This window comes from Branchiibius sp. NY16-3462-2, from assembly GCF_001594145.1.
Lineage (GTDB): Bacteria > Actinomycetota > Actinomycetes > Actinomycetales > Dermatophilaceae > Branchiibius.
Genome location: NZ_LVCF01000001.1, coordinates 409476 through 431336 on the forward strand (window position 1 = coordinate 409476; position 21861 = coordinate 431336).

The following is a 21861-nucleotide window of genomic DNA, read 5'->3' on the forward strand; positions in this document are numbered from 1 at the left end:
TTGGGTGAACGATCACCCGAGGGTGATCGTGCCGCCCGCAGCTTCGATCTTGTCCTTGGCGGTAGCCGAGAACTTCGCGGCGGTGACGTCGACCTTGACCTTCAACTCACCGGTGCCGAGGACCTTGATCGGCTGACCCTTGCGGACCGCGCCCTTGGCAACCAGCGTGTCCGCGTCGACCTGACCACCCTCGGGGAAGAGAGCGGAGATCTTGTCCAGGTTCACGACCTGGTAGGTCACCTTGAACGGGTTCTTGAAGCCGCGCAGCTTCGGCAGCCGCATGTGGATCGGGGTCTGACCACCCTCGAAGGCGGCCGGCACCTGGTAGCGGGCCTTGGTGCCCTTGGTGCCACGGCCGGCGGTCTTACCCTTGGAGCCCTCACCGCGACCCACACGGGTCTTGGCGGTCTTGGCGCCCGGGGCGGGCCGCAGGTGGTGCACCTTGAGGGCGTGGCCCTCTGCCTTGTCAGTCTTGTCAGTCATCGTCAGTCAATCTCCTCAACGGTCACCAGGTGGCGAACCGTCTGGACCATGCCGCGGAACTCGGGACGGTCCTCTTTCACCACCGTGTGACCGACGCGCTTGAGGCCCAGCGAGCGCAACGTCTCGCGGTGGTTGGCCTTGGCGCCGATCTCGGAACGGGTCTGGGTCACCTTCAGGGAAGCCATCAGGAACCTACCTTCGCGGTCTTGGCAGCGTCGGCCTTGGCGGCCGCGTCCTCTGCCAGCGCACGCTGCAACCGCACGGGGGCCACCGCGTCCAGCGGCAGACCACGACGGGCGGCAACGGCCTCGGGCCGCTCCAGACCCTTCAGCGCGGCCACGGTCGCGTGCACGATGTTGATCGGGTTGCTGCTGCCCAGCGACTTGGACAGCACGTCGTGGACACCGGCGCACTCCAGGACGGCGCGCACCGGACCACCGGCGATCACACCGGTACCGGCGGAGGCCGGACGCAGCATGACGACACCAGCGGCGGCCTCACCCTGCACCGGGTGCGGGATGGAGCCGGCGATCACCGGGACGCGGAAGAAGTTCTTCTTGGCTTCTTCGACACCCTTGGCGATAGCGGCCGGGACTTCCTTGGCCTTGCCGTAGCCGACACCCACGGTGCCGTTGCCGTCGCCCACCACGACCAGCGCGGTGAAGCTGAACCGGCGGCCACCCTGCACGACCTTGGCGACGCGGTTGATGGTGACGACGCGCTCCAGGTACTGGTTGCGGTCGTCGTTGCCGCCACGACGGTTGTCGCGGCGGTCGTCACGGCCACCACCGCGACGGTTGTCGCGACGGTCGCCGGTGTTCTCGGTGTTGGAGTCGGTCGTCCCCTGGGCGGAGCCAGCGGCGCGACGCTGCGGTCCAGCCATCAGTTCTTCCTCATCTCAATCGAAAATACGGTCATCACAGAGTCAACCCGCCTTCACGGGCGCCGTCGGCGATGGCGGCGACGCGGCCGGTGTAGCGGTTACCGCCCCGGTCGAAGACGACGGCGTCGATGCCGGCTTCCTTCGCACGAGCGGCGACGAGTTCGCCGACGCGCTTGGCCTTGGCGGTCTTGTCACCCTCGAAGCCGCGCAGATCCGCTTCCATGGTCGACGCCGACGCGACGGTCTGGCCGACGGTGTCGTCGACGACCTGCACGAAGACGTGCCGCGAGCTGCGGGTCACCACCAGACGGGGGCGCTCCGGCGTACCGGTGAGGTTCTTGCGCAGCCGGAAGTGGCGGCGGTTGCGGGCGGCCGAACGGGTGCTCGAACGCTTGACGATCCTGGCGTTTGCCATGGCTTACTTACCAGCCTTTCCGACCTTGCGGCGGATGTGCTCGCCTTCGTAGCGCACGCCCTTGGCCTTGTACGGGTCGGGCTTGCGCAGCTTGCGGATGTTTGCAGCGACCTCGCCGACCTGCTGCTTGTCGATCCCGGACACCGAGAACCGGGTGGGGTTCTCGACGGCGAAGGTGATGCCTTCCGGCGCCTTCACCAGGATCGGGTGGCTGTAACCCAGGGCGAACTCGAGGTCCTTGCCCTTGGCGGTCACGCGGTAACCGGTGCCGTGGATCTCCAGCTTCTTGGTGTAGCCCTCGGTGACACCGATGACCATGTTGTTGATCAGGGTGCGGGTCAGGCCGTGCCGGGACCGCGCGTCGCGGCCGTCGTTGGGCCGGCTGACCTGCAGTGCGCCGTCTTCACCCTTGGCGACCGAGATCGGCTCGGGGACAACGAAGCTCAACTGACCCTTGGGACCCTTCACCGCAACGGACTGACCGTCGATGGTGATATCCACGCCACTGGGCACGGAAACCGGGAGACGTCCAATACGTGACATCGCAGTACTCTCCTTTTCCCGATTACCAGATGTAGGCGAGGACTTCCCCGCCAACACCCTTGGAGGCCGCCTGCTTGTCGGTCAACAAACCGGACGACGTGGACAGAATCGCCACCCCCAGGCCGCCGAGGACTCGGGGCAGGTTGGTGGACTTGGCGTAGACGCGCAGACCCGGCTTGGAGATCCGGCGCACACCCGCGATGGAACGCTCGCGGTTGGGGCCGTACTTCAGGTCAATGATCAGCGTCTTACCGACGGCCGCGTCCTCGACGCGGAAACCGGCGATGTAACCCTCGGCCTGCAGGATCTCGGCGATGTGCGACTTCAGCTTGGAGTACGGCATCGACGTCGAGTCGTGGTGGGCCGAATTGGCGTTGCGGACGCGCGTCAGCATGTCCGCAATCGGATCGGTCATGGTCATGGGCTCTTGCCCTCCCTCACCGGGGTTTCAGTTCCCGCTGCGCGGGACCGACCTACGGTGTAGTTGTTTCGGAATGAAGGTTGGGTGGTCTTACCAGCTGGATTTGGTCACGCCGGGCAGTTCGCCCCGGTGCGCCATCTCGCGGAGGCAGATACGGCACAGGCCGAACTTGCGGTACACCGAGTGCGGCCGGCCGCAGCGCTGGCAGCGGGTGTAGGCGCGTACGGCGAACTTCGGCTTCTTGTTGGCCTTGTTGATCAGTGCGGTCTTAGCCATGATCAGTTCTCCTTGAACGGGAACCCGAGCTGCTTGAGCAGCGCGCGGCCCTGGTCGTCGCTGGTGGCGGTCGTGACGACCGTGATGTCCATACCGCGAACGCGGTCGATCTTGTCCGGGTCGATCTCATGGAACATCGACTGCTCGGTCAGACCGAAGGTGTAGTTGCCGTTCCCGTCGAACTGCTTGCCCGACAGACCGCGGAAGTCACGGATACGGGGCAGCGCGATGGAGATCAGCCGGTCGAGGAACTCCCACATGCGGTCGCCGCGCAGCGTCACGTGCGCGCCGATCGGCATCCCCTCGCGCAGCTTGAACTGCGCGATGGACTTGCGGGCCTTGGTCACGGTCGGCGCCTGGCCGGTGATCGCACTGAGGTCGCGGATGGCGCCCTCGATCAGCTTGGAGTCCTTGGCCGCATCGCCGACACCCATGTTCACCACGACCTTGGTCACGGTGGGCACGAGCATGACGTTCGGGATCTCGAACTGGCTCTGCAGCGCGGGACGGATCTCCTCGGCGTACCGCGTCTTCAGGCGCGGGGTGACCTTGGTGGTCGTCTCTTCGGTGCTCTCAACAGTCGTCATCACAGGTCCTTACCGGAGCGAACCGACACCCGGGTGCGCACCGTCTTGGTGCGACCGTCGCGCTCCACGCTCTCGACCCGCGTCTTGATCCGGGTCGGCTTCTTGGTCTCGGGGTCGACGATCGCCACGTTGGACACGTGGATCGGCGCCTCAACGACCTCGATGCCACCGGAGCTGCTGCCCGGCTGGCCGGCCCGCACGTGCTTGGTCACGCGGTTGATGCCCTCGACCAGCACCCGCTGGGTCTCGGGGTACACGGCGATGACCTTGCCCTGCTTGCCCTTGTCGCCACCGTTGGCCTGCGAGCGGCCGCTGATGACCTGGACGAGGTCGTTCTTCTTGATCTTCATCTTCGGCGTACGAGTTGCCATGTTCACAGCACCTCCGGGGCCAGCGAAATGATCTTCATGAACTTCTTGTCGCGCAGCTCGCGGCCCACCGGGCCGAAGATGCGCGTACCACGCGGGTCGCCGTCGGTCTTGAGGATGACGGCCGCGTTCTCATCGAATTTGATGTAGCTGCCGTCGGGACGACGACGCTCCTTCTTGGTCCGGACGATGACCGCCTTGACGACATCGCCCTTCTTGACGTTGCCACCCGGGATGGCGTCCTTGACGGTCGCCACGATGGTGTCACCGATGCCGGCGTAGCGACGTCCGGAACCACCGAGCACCCGGATGCACAAGATCTCCTTGGCACCGGTGTTGTCGGCGACTCGCAGTCGCGACTCCTGCTGGATCACAGTTCTTCTCCTGTCGTCTCACTGGTTCTCACGAGTCCGTGAGCCTTGCGGAACGGATATGGGTCTGGGTTGGTACGGCGCTCGGCAACCGATCGACGTACCCGAGGGTCAGGCGCTGATTACTTGGCGCGCTCGAGGATCTCGACCACGCGCCAGCGCTTCTGCGCCGACAGCGGACGGGTCTCCATGATCTGCACCAGGTCGCCCACGCCGCACTCGTTCTTCTCGTCGTGCGCCTTCAGGCGGCTGGTGTGCTTCATGACCTTGCCGTAGAGGGCGTGCTTCTTGCGGTCCTCGACCTCGACCACGACGGTCTTGTCCATCTTGTCGCTGACCACGTAGCCCTGGCGGGTCTTGCGGTGGTTACGCGCACCGGTCTCCGGGGCGTTCGTCTGGGTGTCGGCCATGTCAGCCCTCCTGCTTGCTGGACTCGGGTGCACGTCCGATGCCGAGCTCACGCTCACGCATCTCGGTGTACAGCCGAGCGATGTCTTTCTTGACCGCGCGCAGCCGGGAGTTGTTCTCCAGCTGGCCGGTAGCCGACTGGAAGCGCAGGTTGAACAGCTCGACCTTCGCCTTGGCCAACTCCGACTTCAACGACTCGTCGTCAAGTTCGCGCAACTTGGCCGGAGCCAGGTCCTTGCTACCTACTGCCATCAGAAGTCACCGCCTTCACGGGAGATGAACCGGCACTTCATCGGCAGCTTGTGAATCGCCAGGCGCATCGCCTCGCGGGCCACATCCTCCTCAACACCGGAGATTTCGAACATCACGCGACCCGGCTTCACGTTGGCGACCCACCATTCCGGGGAACCCTTACCGGAACCCATGCGGGTCTCGGCGGGCTTCTTGGTCAGCGGACGGTCCGGGTAGATGTTGATCCAGACCTTTCCGCCACGCTTCATGTAGCGGGTCATGGCGATACGAGCGGACTCGATCTGCCGGTTGGTGACGTACGCCGGCTCCAGGGCCTGGATGCCGTAGTCACCGAACGCCACGGTGGTGCCGCCCTTGGCGGCGCCGCTGCGGCCGGGGTGGTGCTGCTTGCGGTGCTTCACACGACGCGGGATCAGCATCAGGCTTCGCCTCCTTCGGCGGTTTCAACGGTCGCGACCTGCGCGACGGCTTCCTGGGCCGGCTGCTGGTCGTTCTCGACCACACCGGCCTCGACGGTCTGCGGCTGCTCCGCGTCCTCGCGGCGCGGGCGACGCGAGTCACGACGGTCATCGCGGCGGTCGTCACGACGGCCACGGGCCGGACGCGACGGCGCAGCAGCCTGCTCACGAGCCAGTTCCTTGGCGGTCAGGTCGCCGTTGTAGATCCAGACCTTCACGCCGATGCGGCCGAACGTCGTACGCGCCTCGTAGAAGCCGTAGTCGATGTTGGCGCGCAGGGTGTGCAGCGGAACGCGGCCCTCGCGGTAGAACTCGGTGCGGCTCATCTCGGCGCCGTTCAGACGACCGGAGACCATCACCCGGATGCCCTTGGCACCGGCGCGCTGCGCGGACTGCATGCCCTTGCGCATCGCACGACGGAAGTTCACACGGGCCGACAACTGCTCGGCGATGCCCTGGGCGACCAGCTGGGCGTCAGCCTCGGGGTTCTTGACCTCGAGGATGTTCAGCTGCACCTGCTTGGCGGTGAGCTTCTCCAGCTCGCTGCGCAGGCGGTCGGCCTCGGCACCGCGGCGACCGATCACGATGCCCGGACGGGCGGTGTGGATGTCGACGCGGACACGGTCACGGGTGCGCTCGATCTCCACGCGGGAGATGCCGGCACGCTCCATGCCCTTGGCCATGAGGTTGCGGATCGCGACGTCTTCCTTGACGTAGTCGCGGTAGCGCTGACCCACCTTGGAGCTGTCCGCGAACCAGCGGCTCTTGTGCTCGGTGGTGATACCGAGACGGAAACCGTTCGGGTTGACCTTCTGACCCATCAGCGGCCTCCATCCTTGCTCTCGGGCTGGGTGACATACACGGTGATGTGGCTCGTGCGCTTGAGGATCTGGCTGGCCCGACCCTGGGCACGCGGCCGGAACCGCTTCATGGTGGGACCTTCATCGACGTACGCCTCGGTCACCACCAGCTCACGCTCGTCGAACGCGGTCGAGTTCTTGTCGGCCTCGAACCGGGCGTTCGCGATCGCGCTGCGCAGAACCTTCAGCACCGGCTCGCTCGCGCTCTGCGGCGCGAAGGTGAGCACGTTGATGGCATCCGTGGCCTGCTTGCCGCGGATGAGGTCCACCACGCGCCGCGCCTTGGTCGGCGTCACGCGTACGTAGCGTGCCTGCGCCTTGGCTTGCATCGCTGTCCCTTTGCTCTCGTCAGTCTTAGTACTCATCTGGGTGCTCCGTTACCCCGCCGCGTCAGCGACGGCGGCCCTTCTTGTCGTCCTTCTCGTGACCCTTGAAGGTCCGAGTGGGAGCGAACTCACCCAGCTTGTGGCCGACCATCGACTCGGTCACAAAGACCGGGACGTGCTTGCGGCCGTCGTGCACGGCCAGCGTGTGGCCGAGCATGTCGGGGGTGATCATCGACCGGCGGGACCAGGTCTTGATCACGGTCTTGGTGCCCGCTTCGTTCTGCGCCGCCACCTTTTTGGCCAGGTGGTCGTCGATGAACGGGCCCTTCTTCAAACTACGGGGCATGGCTTAGCGCTTCTTTCCAGTACGACGGCGACGAACGATGAGCTTGTCGCTCGACTTGTTCTGACGACGGGTACGGCCCTCGGCCTGTCCCCAGGGGCTGACCGGGTGGCGACCACCGGAGGTCTTGCCCTCACCACCACCGTGCGGGTGGTCCACCGGGTTCATCGCGACACCACGGACGGTCGGGCGCTTGCCCTTCCACCGCATACGGCCGGCCTTGCCCCAGTTGATGTTGCTCTGCTCGGCGTTGCCCACCTCGCCGACGGTGGCGCGGCAGCGCACGTCGACGTTGCGGATCTCACCGGACGGCATACGCAGCTGGGCGTACGGGCCGTCCTTGGCCACCAGCTGCACACGGCTGCCGGCGCTACGCGCGATCTTGGCGCCGCCACCGGGCCGCAGCTCGATGCAGTGGATGACGGTACCGGTCGGGATGTTGCGCAGCGGCAGGTTGTTGCCGGGCTTGATGTCGGCGGCCGGACCGTTCTCGATCAAGTCGCCCTGGCGCAGCTTGTTCGGCGCGATGATGTAGCGCTTCTCGCCGTCGGCGTAGTGCAGCAGCGCGATGCGCGCGGTGCGGTTCGGGTCGTACTCGATGTGAGCGACCTTGGCCGGCACGCCGTCCTTGTCGTTGCGACGGAAGTCGATCACGCGGTAAGCGCGCTTGTGACCGCCACCGATGTGCCGGGTGGTGATCCGACCCGAGGCGTTGCGGCCACCGGTCTTCGTCAGCGGCTTGACCAGCGACTTCTCGGGGGTCGTACGCGTAATCTCGGCGAAGTCGGCCACCGACGAGCCACGGCGACCGGGGGTCGTCGGCTTGTACTTGCGGATTGCCATGTCAGTCCTTCAGTCCTCGTCGCTTCAGCTGATCTCGCCGAAGATGTCGATGGCGCCCTCTTTGAGGGACACGATCGCGCGCTTGGTGTCCTTGCGCTTACCGGCACCGTTGCGGGTCCGGCGGGTCTTGCCCTGACGGTTCAGGGTGTGCACGGAGTCGACCTTGACGTCCCAGATCTGCTCGACGGCGATCTTGATCTCCGTCTTGTTGGCGCTCGGGTCGACGATGAAGGTGTACTTGCCCTGGTCGAACAGGGCGTACGACTTCTCCGACACGACCGGCGCGATCAGGATGTCGCGGGGGTCCTTGCGCTGGATGCTGGTGCTCACTTCGCGCTCTCCTTCTCGTCTGCGGCGACGGTGTCAACCGGCTCGCCACCCTTGCCCAGGAAAGCCTCGAGCGCGGCCTGCGTGAAGACGATGTCGTCAGCGCACAGCACGTCGTAGGTGTTCAGCTGGTCGGCGTACAGCACGTGCACGTCGGCGAGGTTGCGCACGGACAGCAGCGCGTTCTCGTTGCCGCGGTCCAGCACCACCAGCAGGTTCTTGCGCTCGGTGAGCCCACCCAGCAGCGCAGCAGCGGCGCGGGTCGAGGGGGCGTCCCCGGCGACGACCGAGCTGAGCACGTGGATGCGACCGTGACGGGCGCGGTCCGAGAGGGCCCCGCGCAGGGCGGCGGCCTTCATCTTCTTGGGGGTCCGCTGCGAGTAGTCCCGCGGCTTCGGACCGTGCACAACGCCACCGCCGGCGAACTGCGGCGCACGGGTCGAACCCTGGCGGGCGCGGCCGGTGCCCTTCTGGCGGTAGGGCTTGCGGCCACCACCGCGGACTTCGCCGCGGGTCTTGGTGGAGTGGGTGCCCTGGCGGGCGGCGGCCAGCTGCGCGACGACGACCTGGTGGATCAGCGGCACGTTGGTGGCCACGTCGAAGATCTCGGCGGGCAGCTCGATGCTGCCGGCCTGCTTCCCCGCGGGGTCAGTGATCGTAATAGTGGTCATGAGACTCAGGCTCCCTTGGCAGCCGTCTTGACGAGGACCACGCGGCCACGAGCGCCGGGAACGGCACCCTTGACCAGCAGCAGGCCCTTGTCGGCATCGACGGCGTGGATCGTGAGGTTCTGGGTGGTCTGGCGTACGCCGCCCATGCGGCCGGCCATGCGCATCCCCTTGAAGACGCGGCCCGGGGTGGCGCAGCCACCGATCGAACCCGGCTTGCGGTGGTTCTTGTGGGCACCGTGCGAGGAGCTGACGCCGTGGAAACCGTGGCGCTTCATCACACCGGCAAAGCCCTTGCCCTTGGTGCGGCCGACGATATCGACCTTCTGGCCGGCCTCGAAAGCCTCGACCGTGATCTCCTGGCCGGGCTCGTACTCAGCGGCATCCGCGGTGCGAAGCTCCACCAGGTGACGGCGCGGGGTGACCCCGGCCTTCTCGAAGTGGCCCACGAGCGGCTTGGTCACCTTGCGCGGGTCGATCTGACCCCAGCCGAGCTGGACGGCGTCGTAGCCGTCAGCCTCGCCGCGCACCTGGGTGACGACGCAGGGACCGGCCTGGATGACGGTGACCGGCACGAGGCGGCCATTCTCATCCCAGACCTGGGTCATACCCAGCTTCTCGCCGAGCACTCCCTTGATGGTCTTGGTAGCAGTGGTGGTCATGTGTCCTTACCCCCGCTCAGAGCTTGATCTCGATGTTGACGTCCGCCGGAAGGTCGAGACGCATGAGCGAATCGACGGCCTTCGGCGTCGGGTCAACAATGTCGATGAGCCGCTTGTGCGTGCGCATCTCGAAGTGCTCGCGGCTGTCCTTGTACTTGTGCGGCGAACGGATCACGCAGAAAACGTTCTTCTCCGTGGGCAGCGGCACAGGGCCCACCACCGTCGCACCGGCACGAGTCACGGTGTCCACAATCTTGCGCGCGGAAGAGTCGATGACCTCGTGGTCGTACGACTTCAGCCGGATGCGGATCTTTTGTCCCGCCATTCGCGTGCGTCTCTCTCTCGCCGGGTTACCTACAAAACTGTTGTGATCGACCCGCCGGTTCGTCCGCCCCCCGCGGTCGGGCGTGTCGCGCTGTGCCCGTGGCACAACCACTCACATTTCCCATGGGTGGGGCGGTCGTTCCTACCGGATCGACCTGCTTACGCTTCCCATCACTGCTGTGCGGCCCTGCTCGTCTCCCGTGGGAGAACCAGGTCCAGCTCCTGCTCGCGATGAGGCGGCGCTCGTCGTACTTCCCCGGTCTTCTCAGCCCGGGACGGCACATGGGCGCGCGTCAAGCAACCGTTCTAGTGTGCCAGAGAGGGCGCGACCCGGCCAAATCGGCGGCGAGGGAGCGTGCTCACAGGGCATTTGCGCGGGTTATCGACAGGCGCGCGGGTTGTAAGCCGCGCGTCTGTCGATAAGCCGCGCAAATCTAAGAAGCCATCGCCAGCGCAGCCCGGACCTTCGCCGCCGCCCGCCCGTGGAACAGATCCGACCAGGTCAGGCGCACGACGATCCACCCGAGAGAGCGGATCCGGTCCTCCCGCAGTTTCTCGCGCCAGAGAGCGCCGGGCTCGTCGTACTTCGTGGCCCCGTCGAACTCCACCAGCACCCGGGTGCCGACGACGCGGAAATCGGTGCGGTATCCCTTGCCGTCGCGAGTCCACCGCGCTGTCCCGGGCACGACGAACTGCGCGACCACCGCGATACCAGCCTCGCCCAATCGCAGTGCGGACAGCGTCTCCCCGCAGACTCGTGGTCGGCATCGGCCCTGGTCACCAGCTGCCGCACCCGTTGCGCGCCCAGCGAGAACTGGCGACCCAGGGACGCTGTGTCCAGGTCGGCCGCTGTGATCAGCCGTCGGTGCAGCGCGTCGTCGGCGGCCACCAGTCCTGCCTCTAGATCGACCGACGTCAGCTGCACAACTGTGGTGGCGATGTGTTCGACGCCGTCCAGTGGCGGATGGCCGCGCAGTGCCGGATGGAGGTGCAACCCGGGGACCCGCTTGGACCGCCCGCTACCAAGCCGGCACAGATGCACGGTCGAGAGATCTGGGCGATACAACGCAAGCCCGTGATGGACCGCCGCGGACACGTATCCGGCGACTGCCGTGCCCGCGTGCTCAGCCAGGAAGGTGTGCATCAACTGCCGATGCCGGTCCTGCTCGTCCGCGACGCCTCGCATCAGGTACCAGCCGCGACGCAACTTGGTCCACGAGCCTTCGGCCACCAGGCGCTGCAGATCCCGTTCGCTCACGCCGCGCAACTGCGCCTTCTGTCGCGAGATCACGTCCATCCGGTCAGCGTGGCCGAGTCACGGAGCCTCCGACGCCGCCCGCCAACATCTGTGGACAACAGACGAGCGATCAGCTGACCAACGCGATCTGCTGCAGCGACTCGTCCCCCGTACCCATCTGCGCAAACACGAGGCTGTGGCGATCCACGTTGGCCAACATTGACTGCGCGGGAAGGTGCGATGTCCACAGCCGCTTACCCGTGCCTGCCGCGTAGCCGCTGATCCCACCGGCTGCGTCATTGTTGATCTCAGCGCCGCCTACCAGAATCTGTCCGGAGCCGCAGATGACGAACTCGGCCGGATCAGGCACGGTGACAGCCCAGTTCACGTGTCCGGTCCGGGGGTCCACCGATCGCAAGGCGACTCCCCCCAACCCAGGATCAGGGTCGCCCAGCACGATCAGGGCACCGCCGCAGTAGGCCAGAGGCACGCCGGTGACCGTGCGTTGCACAGCGTACGGCGGCGCGTCCGAGCGGACCCGGGCCATCGCCGATTCGCCCCCACGGCCGCTGTCGGCGGTGATCAGTGGGAAGTCGTTGCTGTCCCGCCAGTACGGGAGCACGGGATCGTCGTTGCTGATCTGCTGACCGCCGATCCAGGTCCCACCCGTTTTCGGGCGGCTGACCGGCGCGCCCCGGAACACGCCCTCGACGCCCCCTCCGGCAATCCGCTGGAAGGCACCGTCGCCGTCCAGGAATCCCAAACCCCCGCCGTCCGCGGTGGCGCCCTGCAAGAGATAGTCGACATCGCCGTCGCGCAGGACAGGGCCGGCCGCCGCGCTATCAGCGATTCCCCCGGGCACCGCCGTACTCCACTGCTGCTTCCCAGCGCCGTCGAACTTGATCAGCGTGAACGGCGCGGCTTTCTGTGCGCCTTCCGCTTCCTTGGCGAGGTCCTGCGCACCAACGAATGCGGCTCCGTCGCTGGCTCCCACGAGCACGTGGTCACCGGTGCCCAGCTTGGTGTTTCCCTCATCAGCGCCGCCGGTCGCGGAGACCATCAGCCGCGCGGGTTCCCCCGGGTCCGCGGTGTAGTCGGCATACGCAGACCGCGGGTTGAGCAAGCACCAGACTCGCGAGTCGTCCCCGGCGCAGGAGACATCAACTCCTGAGGGCAGGGGTCGCTTCCAGGCCACGGCGCCGCTGGCCTTATCGACGGCGAGCAACAGGTTGCGGTCCATGCCGTGCGAACCCTGCACGATGACGAATCGGTCAGAAGTGGTGACCACACTTGCACTACACCCAGCACCATCAACGTCATCTGCGCCACTGGCGGTTGAGCAATTGAGCTCCGGAGCCCAGTCCTTCAGTGTGTGCTGCCACCGCACGCTCGGCGTGCCGCTGAACGAGACCGCGAAGGCCGGATCACCATTGCTGTCGCCTCCGGCCGAAGTCCGCCACCAGGCGAGTCCGCTGCCGACCAGCAGGACAGCGAGGGCGGCGGCTGCGAGCATCAGCCCCCGGCGCCGCCGAGGAGGAACGGGGTCAGGCGCAGGTACGTCGATCGCGAGCTCCTCGGCGTACCCCACCTGACCCGGTAGTACCTGACCGGCTCGTGGCGACGGCAGCGCCTCCCGCTCAGGATGGATGTCGCGGCCACACGAGGGGCAGTACCGCAGGTCCGCCCAGTTGGTGTCGCCACATGCCGTGCAGTACACGGATCAGACGTTAGCTTTCGTGGCCACTCGCAAACACCAGCTCCGGGTTATCGACAACCGCGCTAATCCGCACCGGGTCAGCGCGACAGATATGCGAAGGAACGAGCCGACGGGCCGTCGTAGCTCTGAAGCAGTACGCCGGACTTGGTCCAACCCCCGAACATCAGTGCAGCAGGGACAGCGACCGACCACTGCTTCTTGCCGCTACTGATCGCGAGCCCGGCAATGCCCCCCGACCGGCTCACAGCGACGTTCGTGCCGGAGCAGATCACGAATTCGCCGTCCTGCGTCTCGGAGTGCCAGTCGACATGACCGGTTGCCGGGTCGATCGCCCGCAACGTGGCGGTCTGAGTGTCCGGGGAATTGTCACTGGTGTCGGTAATCGGTGCGGACGTCTCGGTGAACAACCGCCCGCCGCAGAACGCGCGCGCGACGCCGGGCACGGTGCGGGAGATCTTGTACGGCGGGTCGCTCTCGTGCAGTTGAGTCGAGTCCCCGTTGACACCGTCGTTGTTGGCGGCGTCGTCCGGCAGGGTGATCAGCGGCGCTTGCGCAGCGTTGTCGGTGGCGATGGGTATGCCCGCGCCGCCCTGCAGAGCGTGGCCATTGATCGCGTAGTGGTCCTGCCCCCGCAGGGTCACCAGCTGCCCGCGGTAGATCGCAACAGCGGCTCCTGCGGCCAGCTTCTTCACCGAACCGTCGGCCGCGTCGAAGCCGATGCCCTGGTCCTTGGCGTCGGTGAGATACCCGACGTAGTCGACGCCGCCCACCTCCAGGACCGGCGCGCCGTAGCCGGCGTTGGTCACGCCTTTGGGCAGTGTTTGCTGCCACGCGCCGTCCGCCTTCGCGTCGAACCTGCGCACGTCCATCGGAACGGTGGTCGCGGCCTGACCGTCCTGACTGTCCGGGCTGGCGTCACTCGACTGGCTGGACACGAGCACGAAATCGGAGCCAACGGCCAGAAAATCGTGCAGGCCACTGGAGCCCAGCGCCGAGGAGCCCTTGGCCTTCCCGGTGTCGGTGTCTATGGCCAGAATCTGGGCCGGCCCGGCGGCCTCAGTGGACTGGGCGTCATCGGCGTCGGTCGGCGGGGGCTGCGGCGAACCGGTCACGGCGATGCACCACAGGTCGTCGTCATCGGACCGGCAGGTCGACAAGGTGCCAGCGGGCAACTCGTGACGCCAGGCGAAGGCACCGGTCTGCAGATTGACGCCGATCAACTCCTCGACACCCTTGGTGGGCTTCACCTGCACGACCAGATACTTCTCGCTCACTGCGACAGTCTCGGCCTCGCAGTAATCCCTGGAGGTCACGTCCGTCCCGGTGCATCCCGGCGCCCACTGGGTCAGGTCGTGCTTCCAGGCCAGCTTGGGATGAGCGCCCAGATCGACCGACATAGCCGTCGGGTCCGACTGGCCCGTAGCAGGCGCCTGCCCCCGGGGCCACACCGCTGCTGTCCCGCCGGCGGCCACCAGTGCAACGGCCAGCGCGGCGGCCGGCCAACGCCATCGGCGCCACCCCGACCGGACGGGAGCCGGGGCAGGATCAGGCGCGGGTACGTCGATCGCCGGCTGCTCGTCGTACCCCACCTGATCGGGGAGCGGCTGAGCGGGTTGCGGCTCGGGCGAGGTCGCCCGCTCGGGATGCAGGTCGCGGCCACACGTCGGGCAGTACCGCTGATCTGCCCAGTTGGTGTCACCGCACGCGGTGCAGTAGACCACTCAGGCGTTCGCCTTCTTGGCCAACCGCAACCAGGTCTCCACCACGGTGTCCGGGTTCAGCGACATCGACTCGATGCCCTGCTCCAGCAACCAGTCGGCCAGGTCCGGGTGGTCCGAGGGCCCTTGGCCGCAGATGCCGACGTACTTGCCCTGCTTGCGGCACGCCGCGATCGCCATCGTCAGCATTTCCTTGACCGCAGGGTCCCGCTCGTCGAAGCCCGCAGCGACCAGACCGGAGTCACGGTCCAGACCAAGGGTCAGTTGGGTCATGTCGTTGGACCCGATCGAGAAGCCGTCGAAGTGCTCCAGGAACTGGTCGGCGATCACCGCATTGGACGGGACCTCGCACATCATCACGACCTGCAGGTCGTTCTCCCCGCGCTTCAGGCCGTACTTGCCCAGCAGCGAGATGACGCCCTCGGCCTCGGCGAGGGTCCGCACGAACGGGATCATCACCTTGACGTTGGTCAGGCCCATGTCCTCACGCACGAAGCGCAGCGCCTCGCACTCCATCGCGAAGCACTCTTCGAAGTCCGGCGAGAGGTACCGCGACGCACCGCGGTAGCCGATCATCGGGTTCTCCTCGTGCGGCTCGTAACGCTGCCCGCCGAGCATCCCGGCGTACTCGTTGGACTTGAAGTCCGACATCCGCACGATGACCGGCTCGGGCGCGAAAGCCGCTGCGAGAGTAGCGACTCCCTCGGCGACCCGCTTGACGAAGAACTCCCGCGGCGAGTCGTACGCGCTGATCAACGCCTCGATCTCCGCCTTGATGCCCGGCTCTTGGTCGTCCAGCTCCAGCAGCGCCCGCGGGTGGATACCGATCTGCCGGTTGATGATGAACTCCAGCCGGGCCAGCCCGATCCCCTTGTTGGGCAGCCGGCTGAACTCGAACGCCTGCTCCGGGGTGCCGACGTTCATCATCAGCTTCACCGGGATCTCGGGCATCTCGTCCAGCGCCGTCTCCTGGACCTCGAAATCCAGCGACCCGTCGTACACGAAGCCGGTGTCCCCCTCGGCGCAGGACACGGTCACCTCGGCGCCGTCGGCGAGCGCCGAGGTCGCGTCGCCGGTGCCGACCACGGCCGGGATGCCCAGCTCACGGGCGATGATCGCCGCGTGACACGTGCGCCCGCCGCGGTTGGTGACGATCGCGCTGGCGCGCTTCATGATCGGCTCCCAGTCCGGGTCGGTCATGTCGGCGACCAGGACCTCGCCGGGCTTGAACTCGTGCATCGTGTCCAGCGTCGTCATTTTGCGTACGGCGCCCGACCCGACTTTCTGCCCGATCGCGCGGCCCTCGCTCAGCACCGGTCCGCGCGCTTTGAGCACGAACCGCTGCAGCGTCGAGCCGCTCTGGCGCGACTTCACGGTCTCGGGGCGGGCCTGCAGGATGTAGAGCTTGCCGTCGACACCGTCGCGGCCCCACTCGATGTCCATCGGGCGGCCGTAGTGCTCCTCGATCTTGAGGGCGTGCGTCGCGAGCTCGGTGACCTCGTCGTCGGTGAGGGACAGCCGTGCTGCCTCGGCGACGTCGACGGGTACGAACTCGGTGGTCTCCCCCACCACCGCGGATCCGGTGTAGACCATCTTGGTGGCCTTGGCACCGACGCCGCGCTTGAGGATCGCGGGCCGGCCGGCGCGCAGAGCGGGCTTGTAGACGTAGAACTCGTCGGGGTTGACCGCACCCTGCACGACGCCCTCGCCCAGACCGAAGGCCGAGGTGATGAAGACGGCATCGTCGAAGCCGGATTCGGTATCCATCGTGAACATCACGCCCGAGGCGCCGATGTCCGAGCGGACCATCCGCTGGATGCCGGCCGACAGGGCGACCGCTGAGTGGTCGAAGTTCGAATGCACGCGGTAGGCGATGGCCCGGTCGTTGTAGAGGGAGGCGAAGACCAGCTTGATCGCGTGCAGGATGTTGTCGATGCCGCTGATGTTCAGGAAGGTCTCCTGCTGGCCGGCAAACGAAGCATCCGGCAGGTCTTCAGCCGTCGCGGACGAGCGCACCGCCCAGGTGGCGTCGGGAGCGTCAGCGGTCAACTCGTCGTACGCCGCCCGGATGTCTGCCTCCAGGTCGGCCGGGAACGGGCGGTCCTCCACCTCCTGCCGGATCGCGGCGCCGACCCGCGCCAACTCCTGGACGTCATCGACGTCCAGCGCGGCCAGCCGGGAGTTGATCGATTCGGTCAGGCCCGACTCGTCCAGGAAGCGCCGGTAGGCCTCGGCGGTCGTGGCGAAGCCGTTCGGCACCGACACCCCCGCCTTGGACAGGTGCTGCACCATCTCACCCAGGGAGGCGTTCTTGCCGCCCACCGTCTCCACGTCGGCGAGGCCGAGGTCCTTGAACCACTCGATGTTGCTCATCGTTAAACCCTTACTGGTTGTACTTCTCGCCGGCCGGCGAAGACGGATGGTGATGACGGGCCTTGAGTGCGGATCCTAGAGCAGCCGCTCAGCCTGGACGCGGGCCTCCTGCCCGTTGTTGTTGGATCACGGCGGCAATCTCCTCGACCGACATCGTCGAGGAGTCCACGTAGGGGATGCGTTGCTGCCGGAAGAGCGCTTCGGCGCTGCGCAACTCCCAACTGCACTGCGCCAAGGAGGCGTACTTACTGCCCGGCCGCCGCTCGCTGCGGACCTGGGACAACCGGGTCGGCGTGGACAGCAGGCCGAACAACTTGTCCCGGTACGGCGCGATCGGGCGGGGCAGCGACGTGGACTCGAAATCCTCGTCCACCAACGGGTAGTTGGCGACCAGCAGACCGTGGGTCAGGGCGAGGTACATCGTGGTCGGGGTCTTACCGCAGCGCGATGGCGCGGTCAGGATCAGATCGGCTTTGGCCAGGTGTCGCAGGCTCTGACCGTCGTCGTGCTCGATGGCGAACTCGACCGCCTTCATCCGGGCGTCGTAGCGCCCGATGTCTCCCAGACCGTGCGCGCTCCCGGAGGCGCGTGCGGCCTGTACGTGCAGCAGGCGCTCGACGGTGTCCAGGTGGGAGCCGAACATGTCGATCATGGCCGCCCGCGTGGTCCCCAGGGCGTTGCGTACGTCGTCCGGCGCCACCGTGGAGAACGCGAGCGCCTGCACCTCGTCGGTGCACGCGGCGTCCATCACCTCGACGACCTTCAGGGCCTGCTCGACCGTGGTGATGAACGGGTACTTGTGCCGCGTGAACTCCACCTCGGGGAACTGCTGCAGGATCATGTTGCCCAGCGTCTCCGCCGAGATCCCGGTGCCGCCGGCCAGGAAGAAGACCGGGATCGCAGCAGCGGGCGCCTGCATGCTCAGCCCGCGAGTTTCTCAGCAGCAGCAAGCAGTACGCAGGTCGCGACCGCTTCCATCGCGACCCGCACCTCCTCCAGCGAGGGGAAGGTCGGCGCCAGGCGGATGTTGGTGTCCTGCGGGTCGTCACCGTAGGGGAACGATGCACCGGCCGGGGTCAGCGCGACGCCGGCCTCCTTGGCCAACTGCACGACCCGCGAGGCGGTGCCGGGCAGGACGTCGAGGCTGACGAAGTAGCCGCCGATCGGTTCGGTCCAGGTGGCGATGTGCGGGTAGGCACCCAGCCGGGTCGACAGCACTTCCTGCACCGCATCGAATTTCGGCTTGATGATCTCCGCGTGCTTGCGCATGTGCGCGCGCACCCCGTCGGCGTCCTTGAAGAACTCCAGGTGCCGCAGGTGGTTGACCTTGTCCGGGCCGATCGAGCCCATCCCCAGGTGCTTGAGGAACCACTTCACGTTCGACTCGCTGGCGGCCAGGAAGGAGACGCCGGCACCGGCGAAGGTGATCTTCGAGGTCGAGGCGAACATGATCGGGCGGTCGGGGTGACCGTTCGCGGCAGCCAGGGAGATGATGTCGGCGGTCTTGGTCTCGACCTCGGTGAGGTGGTGCAAGCCGTAGGCGTTGTCCCACAGGATCTTGAAATCGGCTGCAGCAGTAGGCATCGCCGCGAGCCGCGCGGCCTTGTCGGCTTCGGTGACCGAGCCGGAGGGGTTGGCGTAGGTCGGCACCAACCACATGCCCTTGATGCTCGGGTCGTCCTTGACCAGCGCCTCCACAGCGGCCACGTCGGGACCGTCGGCCTCCATCGGGACCGGGATCATCTCGATGCCGAGCCACTCCAGCAGCGCGTGGTGCCGGTCGTAGCCGGGCACCGGGCAGATGAACTTGATCGGCCCCTGGTCCTTCCACGGTGTCCCGTCGACCGGGCCCTTGAGCATGCAGTCGACCAGCACGTCCTTCATCAGGGTGAGGCTGGCGTTGCCCTGCGCGACGAGCTGGCTGACCTGCACACCGAGCAGTCCGGCGAACAGCTCCCGCAGACCGAGCAGACCCTCCAGGCCGCCGTAGTTGCGCACGTCGACCCCACCGGAGGTGTGGGTGGTCGGCAGGGTGAGCAGCGCTTCGGACAGGTCCAGCTGCTCAGGACCGGGCTTGCCCCGGGTCAGGTCGAACTTCAGACCCTGGGCCACCAGATCGTCGTACGCCGATCGTTGGGCAGCCAGGAACGCGGCCGGATCCTCCGGCGGCGGTGCGATGTCGGAATGGGACAGGGTGGGCCCGGCCACGGGAGGCTCCTTCGCGTCGAACTGCTGCCCGCCCATCTTTCCAGGCCGGACAACCCCACCCGCAGGTGCGTTCGCACTGCGGACGCACCTCACCCGGCAGCGACCGCCTGGGCGACCCGGTGCTCGACCTGCGCCGGGGCCTCCTGGATGACCGCAGGTACGCCGAGGGCCCGGGTGAATCCGTCCGGCACCAACACGTCGCTGGGCGCCAGGTCCTGCACACTGGCCTTCCCCAGACCACGCAGCGCGGAGTCGAGACCACCGTTGAGCACGTCCAGCACGTTCTCGACACCGGGTTGGCCGCCCGCGGCCAGGCCCCACAGGTAGGCCCGGCCGATCAGGACCGCCTTGGCCCCCAGCGCGACTGCCTTGGCGACGTCGCTGCCCCGGCGGACACCACCGTCGAGCAGGACATCGATCTGGTCGCCGACGGCGTCGGCCACGGCGGGCAGGCAGCGGATGCTGGCGGGGGTCCCGTCGAGGTTGTTGCCGCCGTGGTTGGACACCGAGATGCCGTCGACGCCCGCATCGACCGCGCGCAGTGCGTCGTCGACCCGGCAGACGCCCTTGAGCAGGAAGGTGCCGCCCCACTCCTGCTTCATCCAGGCGATGTCCTCCCAGGTGGGCGGCGGCGTCTGCATCCACTCGTAGTACGCCTCGAAGAAGCCGGGTGCCGGTTGTCCCGGCTCGTTGAGGTTCGGCGCCTGCAACTGCGGTGGCCGCCCGGTCCTGGCGAACTCCAGGAACCACTTGGGCCGCATCAACGCCTCCGGTGAGCGGGTGACGATCGTCTTGAGATCCATCGACTGCGGAATGATCGGGCTGCCCCAGTCGCGACCGTTGGAGAAGGACCAGTCGGTGGTCGCGATCAGTCCGACCGCACCGGCCTCCCGGGCCCGGGCCATCCGCCGCGCCATCTGCTCGCGGCTGCCCATCCAGTACATCTGGAAGAACGTCTGGGAGTTGGCAGCAGCGACCTCCTCGATCGGCTTGCTGGCAAAAGAACTGAGCCCCATAGGGATTCCCCGCGCTGCGGCGGCGCGGGCCACCGCCACCTCACCGTCGGGATGGACCGCCTGCACTCCGGTCGGGGAGATCATCACGGGCATCGCGGCGGGCTGACCGAGGAAGCTCGTGGCCAGGCTGCGCTCAGGGGTGGAGCCGACGACGTGCGGGGCGAAGCCGAGTTCCGCGAACGCTGCGGTGTTGTCGGCGTACGTCGTGCCCTTCTCCGAGCCGGCGAGCAGGGCCTTGTAGACCGAGGACGGCAGGCGCCGCTTCGCACGCTCTTGTGCGACCGCGACCGTCTCAAACCACCTGTGTGCCATCAGTTTTCTCCTTGTGCTGGGTCGTGGGTGGGTTGCGCGGTCCCCCGGCGCCACGGCCGGGTCCACGCGGGAAGCAGCGGTCGGATGGACCGGCCGCGCACGGCACCGGCCCAGACGCCCAAGCCGTAGGCCAGGTCGTCCGCGCGGTGCAGCAGCAGGTACGTCGCGGGGTCCAGCTCCGGACGCACCCGCCGGTAGTCGGCGATCCCCTCCGCGACGGCGGCGACGGCGACCACGCGCCGCGCACGCCGGGACGTCAACGCGGCCAGGGCTGCCACCGGCCAGTGATGCCGGGTGATCGCCGAGGTCAGTTGCCATCCGGTGGCGACCAACGTCATCGCGGTGAGGGTGCTGCCCGTGGGCAGCCGTTGTTGTGGCGGCCCGGTGCGGCTGGCCATCAGGGCCAGGTGACTTCCGGCGGCGACGGCAGCAATGGGCACCGACCAGCGGCGTTGGCTGGCCAGGGCGGCTACCGCCACCGCACACAGCGGGTCGAGACGAAGCGGCGCCACCAGGTCACCGTGGCGGCGGGTCAACGGTTCAGCACCACTGCCGTAGAAGGCTTTCCGTTCCAGCCAGGCCGCCGCACCGACGCGGTGGTCGTGCCGGACCGTGCTCTGCGGGACATACCGAACGGTCCAGCCGGCGGCGACCACCCGCCAGACCAGATCGACGTCTTCAGCCACCTGCATGTCCTCGTCGAACCCGCTGTCGAGGGCGGCGACGCGGGCCATCAACGCCGCACTGGGCAGATAAGACACCCGGGTTGCCGGGGCGACCCGGCCGGCCCGCTTGCCCAGGTCCAGCGAGGAACGAGCGGCCTCGTAGCGCGCGATACGTCCCGCCTCCGGCCCGAGCGGCAGACCGAGGATGCGGGGTCCGGCGATGGCGACCGCCGGGTCCAGGAACTCGCGCCGCAACCGGGTCAGCGTGCCTTCTTCCACGGTGACATCCGAGTCGAGGAAGCACACGTAATCCGTTGCCACGTGGGCTAATCCGGTGTTGCGTGCGGCGGCCGGTCCGCGGGAGGTCTCGTGGCGGACGACGGTCCTGCCGAGGTTGGTCAGCGACTGCGGATCGAGCGAGCCGTCGTCCACGATCACCACCGGCACCTGCGGCGGCAGTGTCGCGACCAACCGTCGCACCTGCTCGGCACGGTCGCGGACCGGGATCACCACGGTGACGTCGGTCGGTGCGGCGCCGGTCTCGTCACCCCAGACCGGATCAGCCAGGCCACGGTCGAGGAGTAGGCGGGCCAACCGTGCGCCGGCCGGGTCGCTCACCACCAGGTCGCGATTGTCGCCGAGGATCTGGACCGCTTTGGGCCGCAGGCGGATCTGGACACCGGACGCCGTATCGAAGAGGACCTGTCCGTCGGCACACCGGACGACGGACTCGGCGAGGGTCACCCGCATGCCAAGGGGTGGCGGCCCGGGTCGCACGGCCTGCGCGGTCATGACGC

29 protein-coding genes are annotated in these 21861 nt (G+C 67.4%); all 29 read right to left on the reverse strand.

Annotated elements, in window-relative coordinates; genetic code table 11:
- Positions 1-12: 12 nt before the first annotated feature.
- Positions 13-483 carry a 50S ribosomal protein L15 gene (gene rplO, locus AZH51_RS01945; protein ID WP_291520738.1) on the reverse strand — a complete coding sequence of 157 codons (471 nt, stop codon included), beginning with the start codon at positions 481-483 and terminating at the stop codon, positions 13-15.
- Between the two features lie 2 nt (positions 484-485).
- The gene (rpmD, locus tag AZH51_RS01950; protein ID WP_291520740.1) at positions 486-668 is read right to left on the reverse strand and encodes a 50S ribosomal protein L30; all 183 of its coding nucleotides are present in this window, start codon (positions 666-668) and stop codon (positions 486-488) included.
- Entirely contained in the window at positions 668-1366 is a 699-nt protein-coding gene (gene rpsE, locus AZH51_RS01955) for a 30S ribosomal protein S5 (RefSeq protein ID WP_291520742.1), read from the reverse strand. The genes rpmD and rpsE overlap by 1 nt, the downstream gene beginning before the upstream one ends.
- A gap of 34 nt (positions 1367-1400) precedes the next feature.
- Entirely contained in the window at positions 1401-1781 is a 381-nt protein-coding gene (gene rplR / locus AZH51_RS01960) for a 50S ribosomal protein L18 (RefSeq protein ID WP_291520744.1), read from the reverse strand.
- A 3-nt stretch (positions 1782-1784) separates the two neighbouring features.
- Positions 1785-2324: a 50S ribosomal protein L6 gene (gene rplF / locus AZH51_RS01965; RefSeq protein WP_291520746.1), complete on the reverse strand. Its 540-nt coding sequence runs from the start codon at positions 2322-2324 to the stop codon at positions 1785-1787.
- A gap of 22 nt (positions 2325-2346) precedes the next feature.
- On the reverse strand, positions 2347-2745 hold the full coding sequence (rpsH, locus tag AZH51_RS01970; RefSeq protein WP_291520748.1) for a 30S ribosomal protein S8: 399 nt from the start codon (positions 2743-2745) through the stop codon (positions 2347-2349).
- A gap of 90 nt (positions 2746-2835) precedes the next feature.
- Positions 2836-3021 (reverse strand): type Z 30S ribosomal protein S14, encoded by a 186-nt coding sequence (locus AZH51_RS01975; RefSeq protein WP_048552970.1) that lies wholly within the window; start codon positions 3019-3021, stop codon positions 2836-2838.
- 2 nt (positions 3022-3023) lie between these two features.
- Positions 3024-3608 carry a 50S ribosomal protein L5 gene (gene rplE, locus AZH51_RS01980; protein WP_291520751.1) on the reverse strand — a complete coding sequence of 195 codons (585 nt, stop codon included), beginning with the start codon at positions 3606-3608 and terminating at the stop codon, positions 3024-3026.
- The gene (gene rplX, locus AZH51_RS01985) at positions 3608-3979 is read right to left on the reverse strand and encodes a 50S ribosomal protein L24 (protein WP_291520753.1); all 372 of its coding nucleotides are present in this window, start codon (positions 3977-3979) and stop codon (positions 3608-3610) included. The genes rplE and rplX overlap by 1 nt, the downstream gene beginning before the upstream one ends.
- Positions 3980-3981: 2 nt before the next feature.
- Positions 3982-4350, reverse strand: a complete 369-nt coding sequence (rplN, locus tag AZH51_RS01990; protein WP_291520755.1) for a 50S ribosomal protein L14 — start codon at positions 4348-4350, stop codon at positions 3982-3984.
- Positions 4351-4469: 119 nt separating this feature from the next.
- On the reverse strand, positions 4470-4757 hold the full coding sequence (gene rpsQ / locus AZH51_RS01995) for a 30S ribosomal protein S17 (RefSeq protein WP_291520757.1): 288 nt from the start codon (positions 4755-4757) through the stop codon (positions 4470-4472).
- 1 nt (position 4758) lies between these two features.
- Entirely contained in the window at positions 4759-5007 is a 249-nt protein-coding gene (rpmC, locus tag AZH51_RS02000; protein ID WP_291520759.1) for a 50S ribosomal protein L29, read from the reverse strand.
- Positions 5007-5426: a 50S ribosomal protein L16 gene (rplP, locus tag AZH51_RS02005; RefSeq protein WP_291520761.1), complete on the reverse strand. Its 420-nt coding sequence runs from the start codon at positions 5424-5426 to the stop codon at positions 5007-5009. The genes rpmC and rplP overlap by 1 nt, the downstream gene beginning before the upstream one ends.
- Positions 5426-6286 (reverse strand): 30S ribosomal protein S3, encoded by an 861-nt coding sequence (gene rpsC / locus AZH51_RS02010; RefSeq protein WP_291520762.1) that lies wholly within the window; start codon positions 6284-6286, stop codon positions 5426-5428. The genes rplP and rpsC overlap by 1 nt, the downstream gene beginning before the upstream one ends.
- Positions 6286-6654, reverse strand: a complete 369-nt coding sequence (gene rplV / locus AZH51_RS02015; RefSeq protein WP_291521309.1) for a 50S ribosomal protein L22 — start codon at positions 6652-6654, stop codon at positions 6286-6288. Before rplV ends, rpsC begins: the two co-directional genes overlap by 1 nt.
- A gap of 61 nt (positions 6655-6715) precedes the next feature.
- Positions 6716-6997, reverse strand: a complete 282-nt coding sequence (gene rpsS, locus AZH51_RS02020) for a 30S ribosomal protein S19 (protein WP_291520763.1) — start codon at positions 6995-6997, stop codon at positions 6716-6718.
- A gap of 3 nt (positions 6998-7000) precedes the next feature.
- A complete protein-coding gene (rplB, locus tag AZH51_RS02025; protein ID WP_291520765.1) occupies positions 7001-7837 on the reverse strand; it encodes a 50S ribosomal protein L2 in 837 nt (278 codons plus the stop codon).
- A gap of 24 nt (positions 7838-7861) precedes the next feature.
- Complete coding sequence (gene rplW / locus AZH51_RS02030; RefSeq protein WP_291520767.1) at positions 7862-8167, reverse strand: 50S ribosomal protein L23; 306 nt, start codon at positions 8165-8167, stop codon at positions 7862-7864.
- A complete protein-coding gene (gene rplD, locus AZH51_RS02035; RefSeq protein ID WP_291520769.1) occupies positions 8164-8835 on the reverse strand; it encodes a 50S ribosomal protein L4 in 672 nt (223 codons plus the stop codon). Before rplD ends, rplW begins: the two co-directional genes overlap by 4 nt.
- Positions 8836-8840: 5 nt before the next feature.
- Positions 8841-9494 (reverse strand): 50S ribosomal protein L3, encoded by a 654-nt coding sequence (gene rplC / locus AZH51_RS02040; RefSeq protein WP_291520771.1) that lies wholly within the window; start codon positions 9492-9494, stop codon positions 8841-8843.
- 16 nt (positions 9495-9510) lie between these two features.
- Complete coding sequence (gene rpsJ / locus AZH51_RS02045; protein WP_006946210.1) at positions 9511-9819, reverse strand: 30S ribosomal protein S10; 309 nt, start codon at positions 9817-9819, stop codon at positions 9511-9513.
- Between the two features lie 433 nt (positions 9820-10252).
- Positions 10253-10522, reverse strand: a complete 270-nt coding sequence (locus tag AZH51_RS02050; protein ID WP_291520798.1) for a DUF559 domain-containing protein — start codon at positions 10520-10522, stop codon at positions 10253-10255.
- Positions 10523-11185: 663 nt separating this feature from the next.
- The gene (locus AZH51_RS02055; protein WP_291520800.1) at positions 11186-12772 is read right to left on the reverse strand and encodes a hypothetical protein; all 1587 of its coding nucleotides are present in this window, start codon (positions 12770-12772) and stop codon (positions 11186-11188) included.
- Positions 12773-12849: 77 nt separating this feature from the next.
- On the reverse strand, positions 12850-14493 hold the full coding sequence (locus AZH51_RS02060) for a hypothetical protein (RefSeq protein ID WP_291520802.1): 1644 nt from the start codon (positions 14491-14493) through the stop codon (positions 12850-12852).
- A complete protein-coding gene (ppsA, locus tag AZH51_RS02065) occupies positions 14494-16863 on the reverse strand; it encodes a phosphoenolpyruvate synthase (RefSeq protein WP_291520804.1) in 2370 nt (789 codons plus the stop codon).
- An 88-nt stretch (positions 16864-16951) separates the two neighbouring features.
- Positions 16952-17782, reverse strand: coding sequence for a pyruvate, water dikinase regulatory protein (locus AZH51_RS02070; protein ID WP_291520806.1), 831 nt, complete (start codon positions 17780-17782; stop codon positions 16952-16954).
- 2 nt (positions 17783-17784) lie between these two features.
- A complete protein-coding gene (locus AZH51_RS02075) occupies positions 17785-19071 on the reverse strand; it encodes an aminotransferase class I/II-fold pyridoxal phosphate-dependent enzyme (RefSeq protein ID WP_291520808.1) in 1287 nt (428 codons plus the stop codon).
- A gap of 89 nt (positions 19072-19160) precedes the next feature.
- The gene (mftD, locus tag AZH51_RS02080; RefSeq protein WP_291520810.1) at positions 19161-20399 is read right to left on the reverse strand and encodes a pre-mycofactocin synthase MftD; all 1239 of its coding nucleotides are present in this window, start codon (positions 20397-20399) and stop codon (positions 19161-19163) included.
- Positions 20399-21856, reverse strand: coding sequence for a mycofactocin biosynthesis glycosyltransferase MftF (mftF, locus tag AZH51_RS02085; RefSeq protein ID WP_291521311.1), 1458 nt, complete (start codon positions 21854-21856; stop codon positions 20399-20401). The genes mftD and mftF overlap by 1 nt, the downstream gene beginning before the upstream one ends.
- Positions 21857-21861 lie beyond the last annotated feature (5 nt).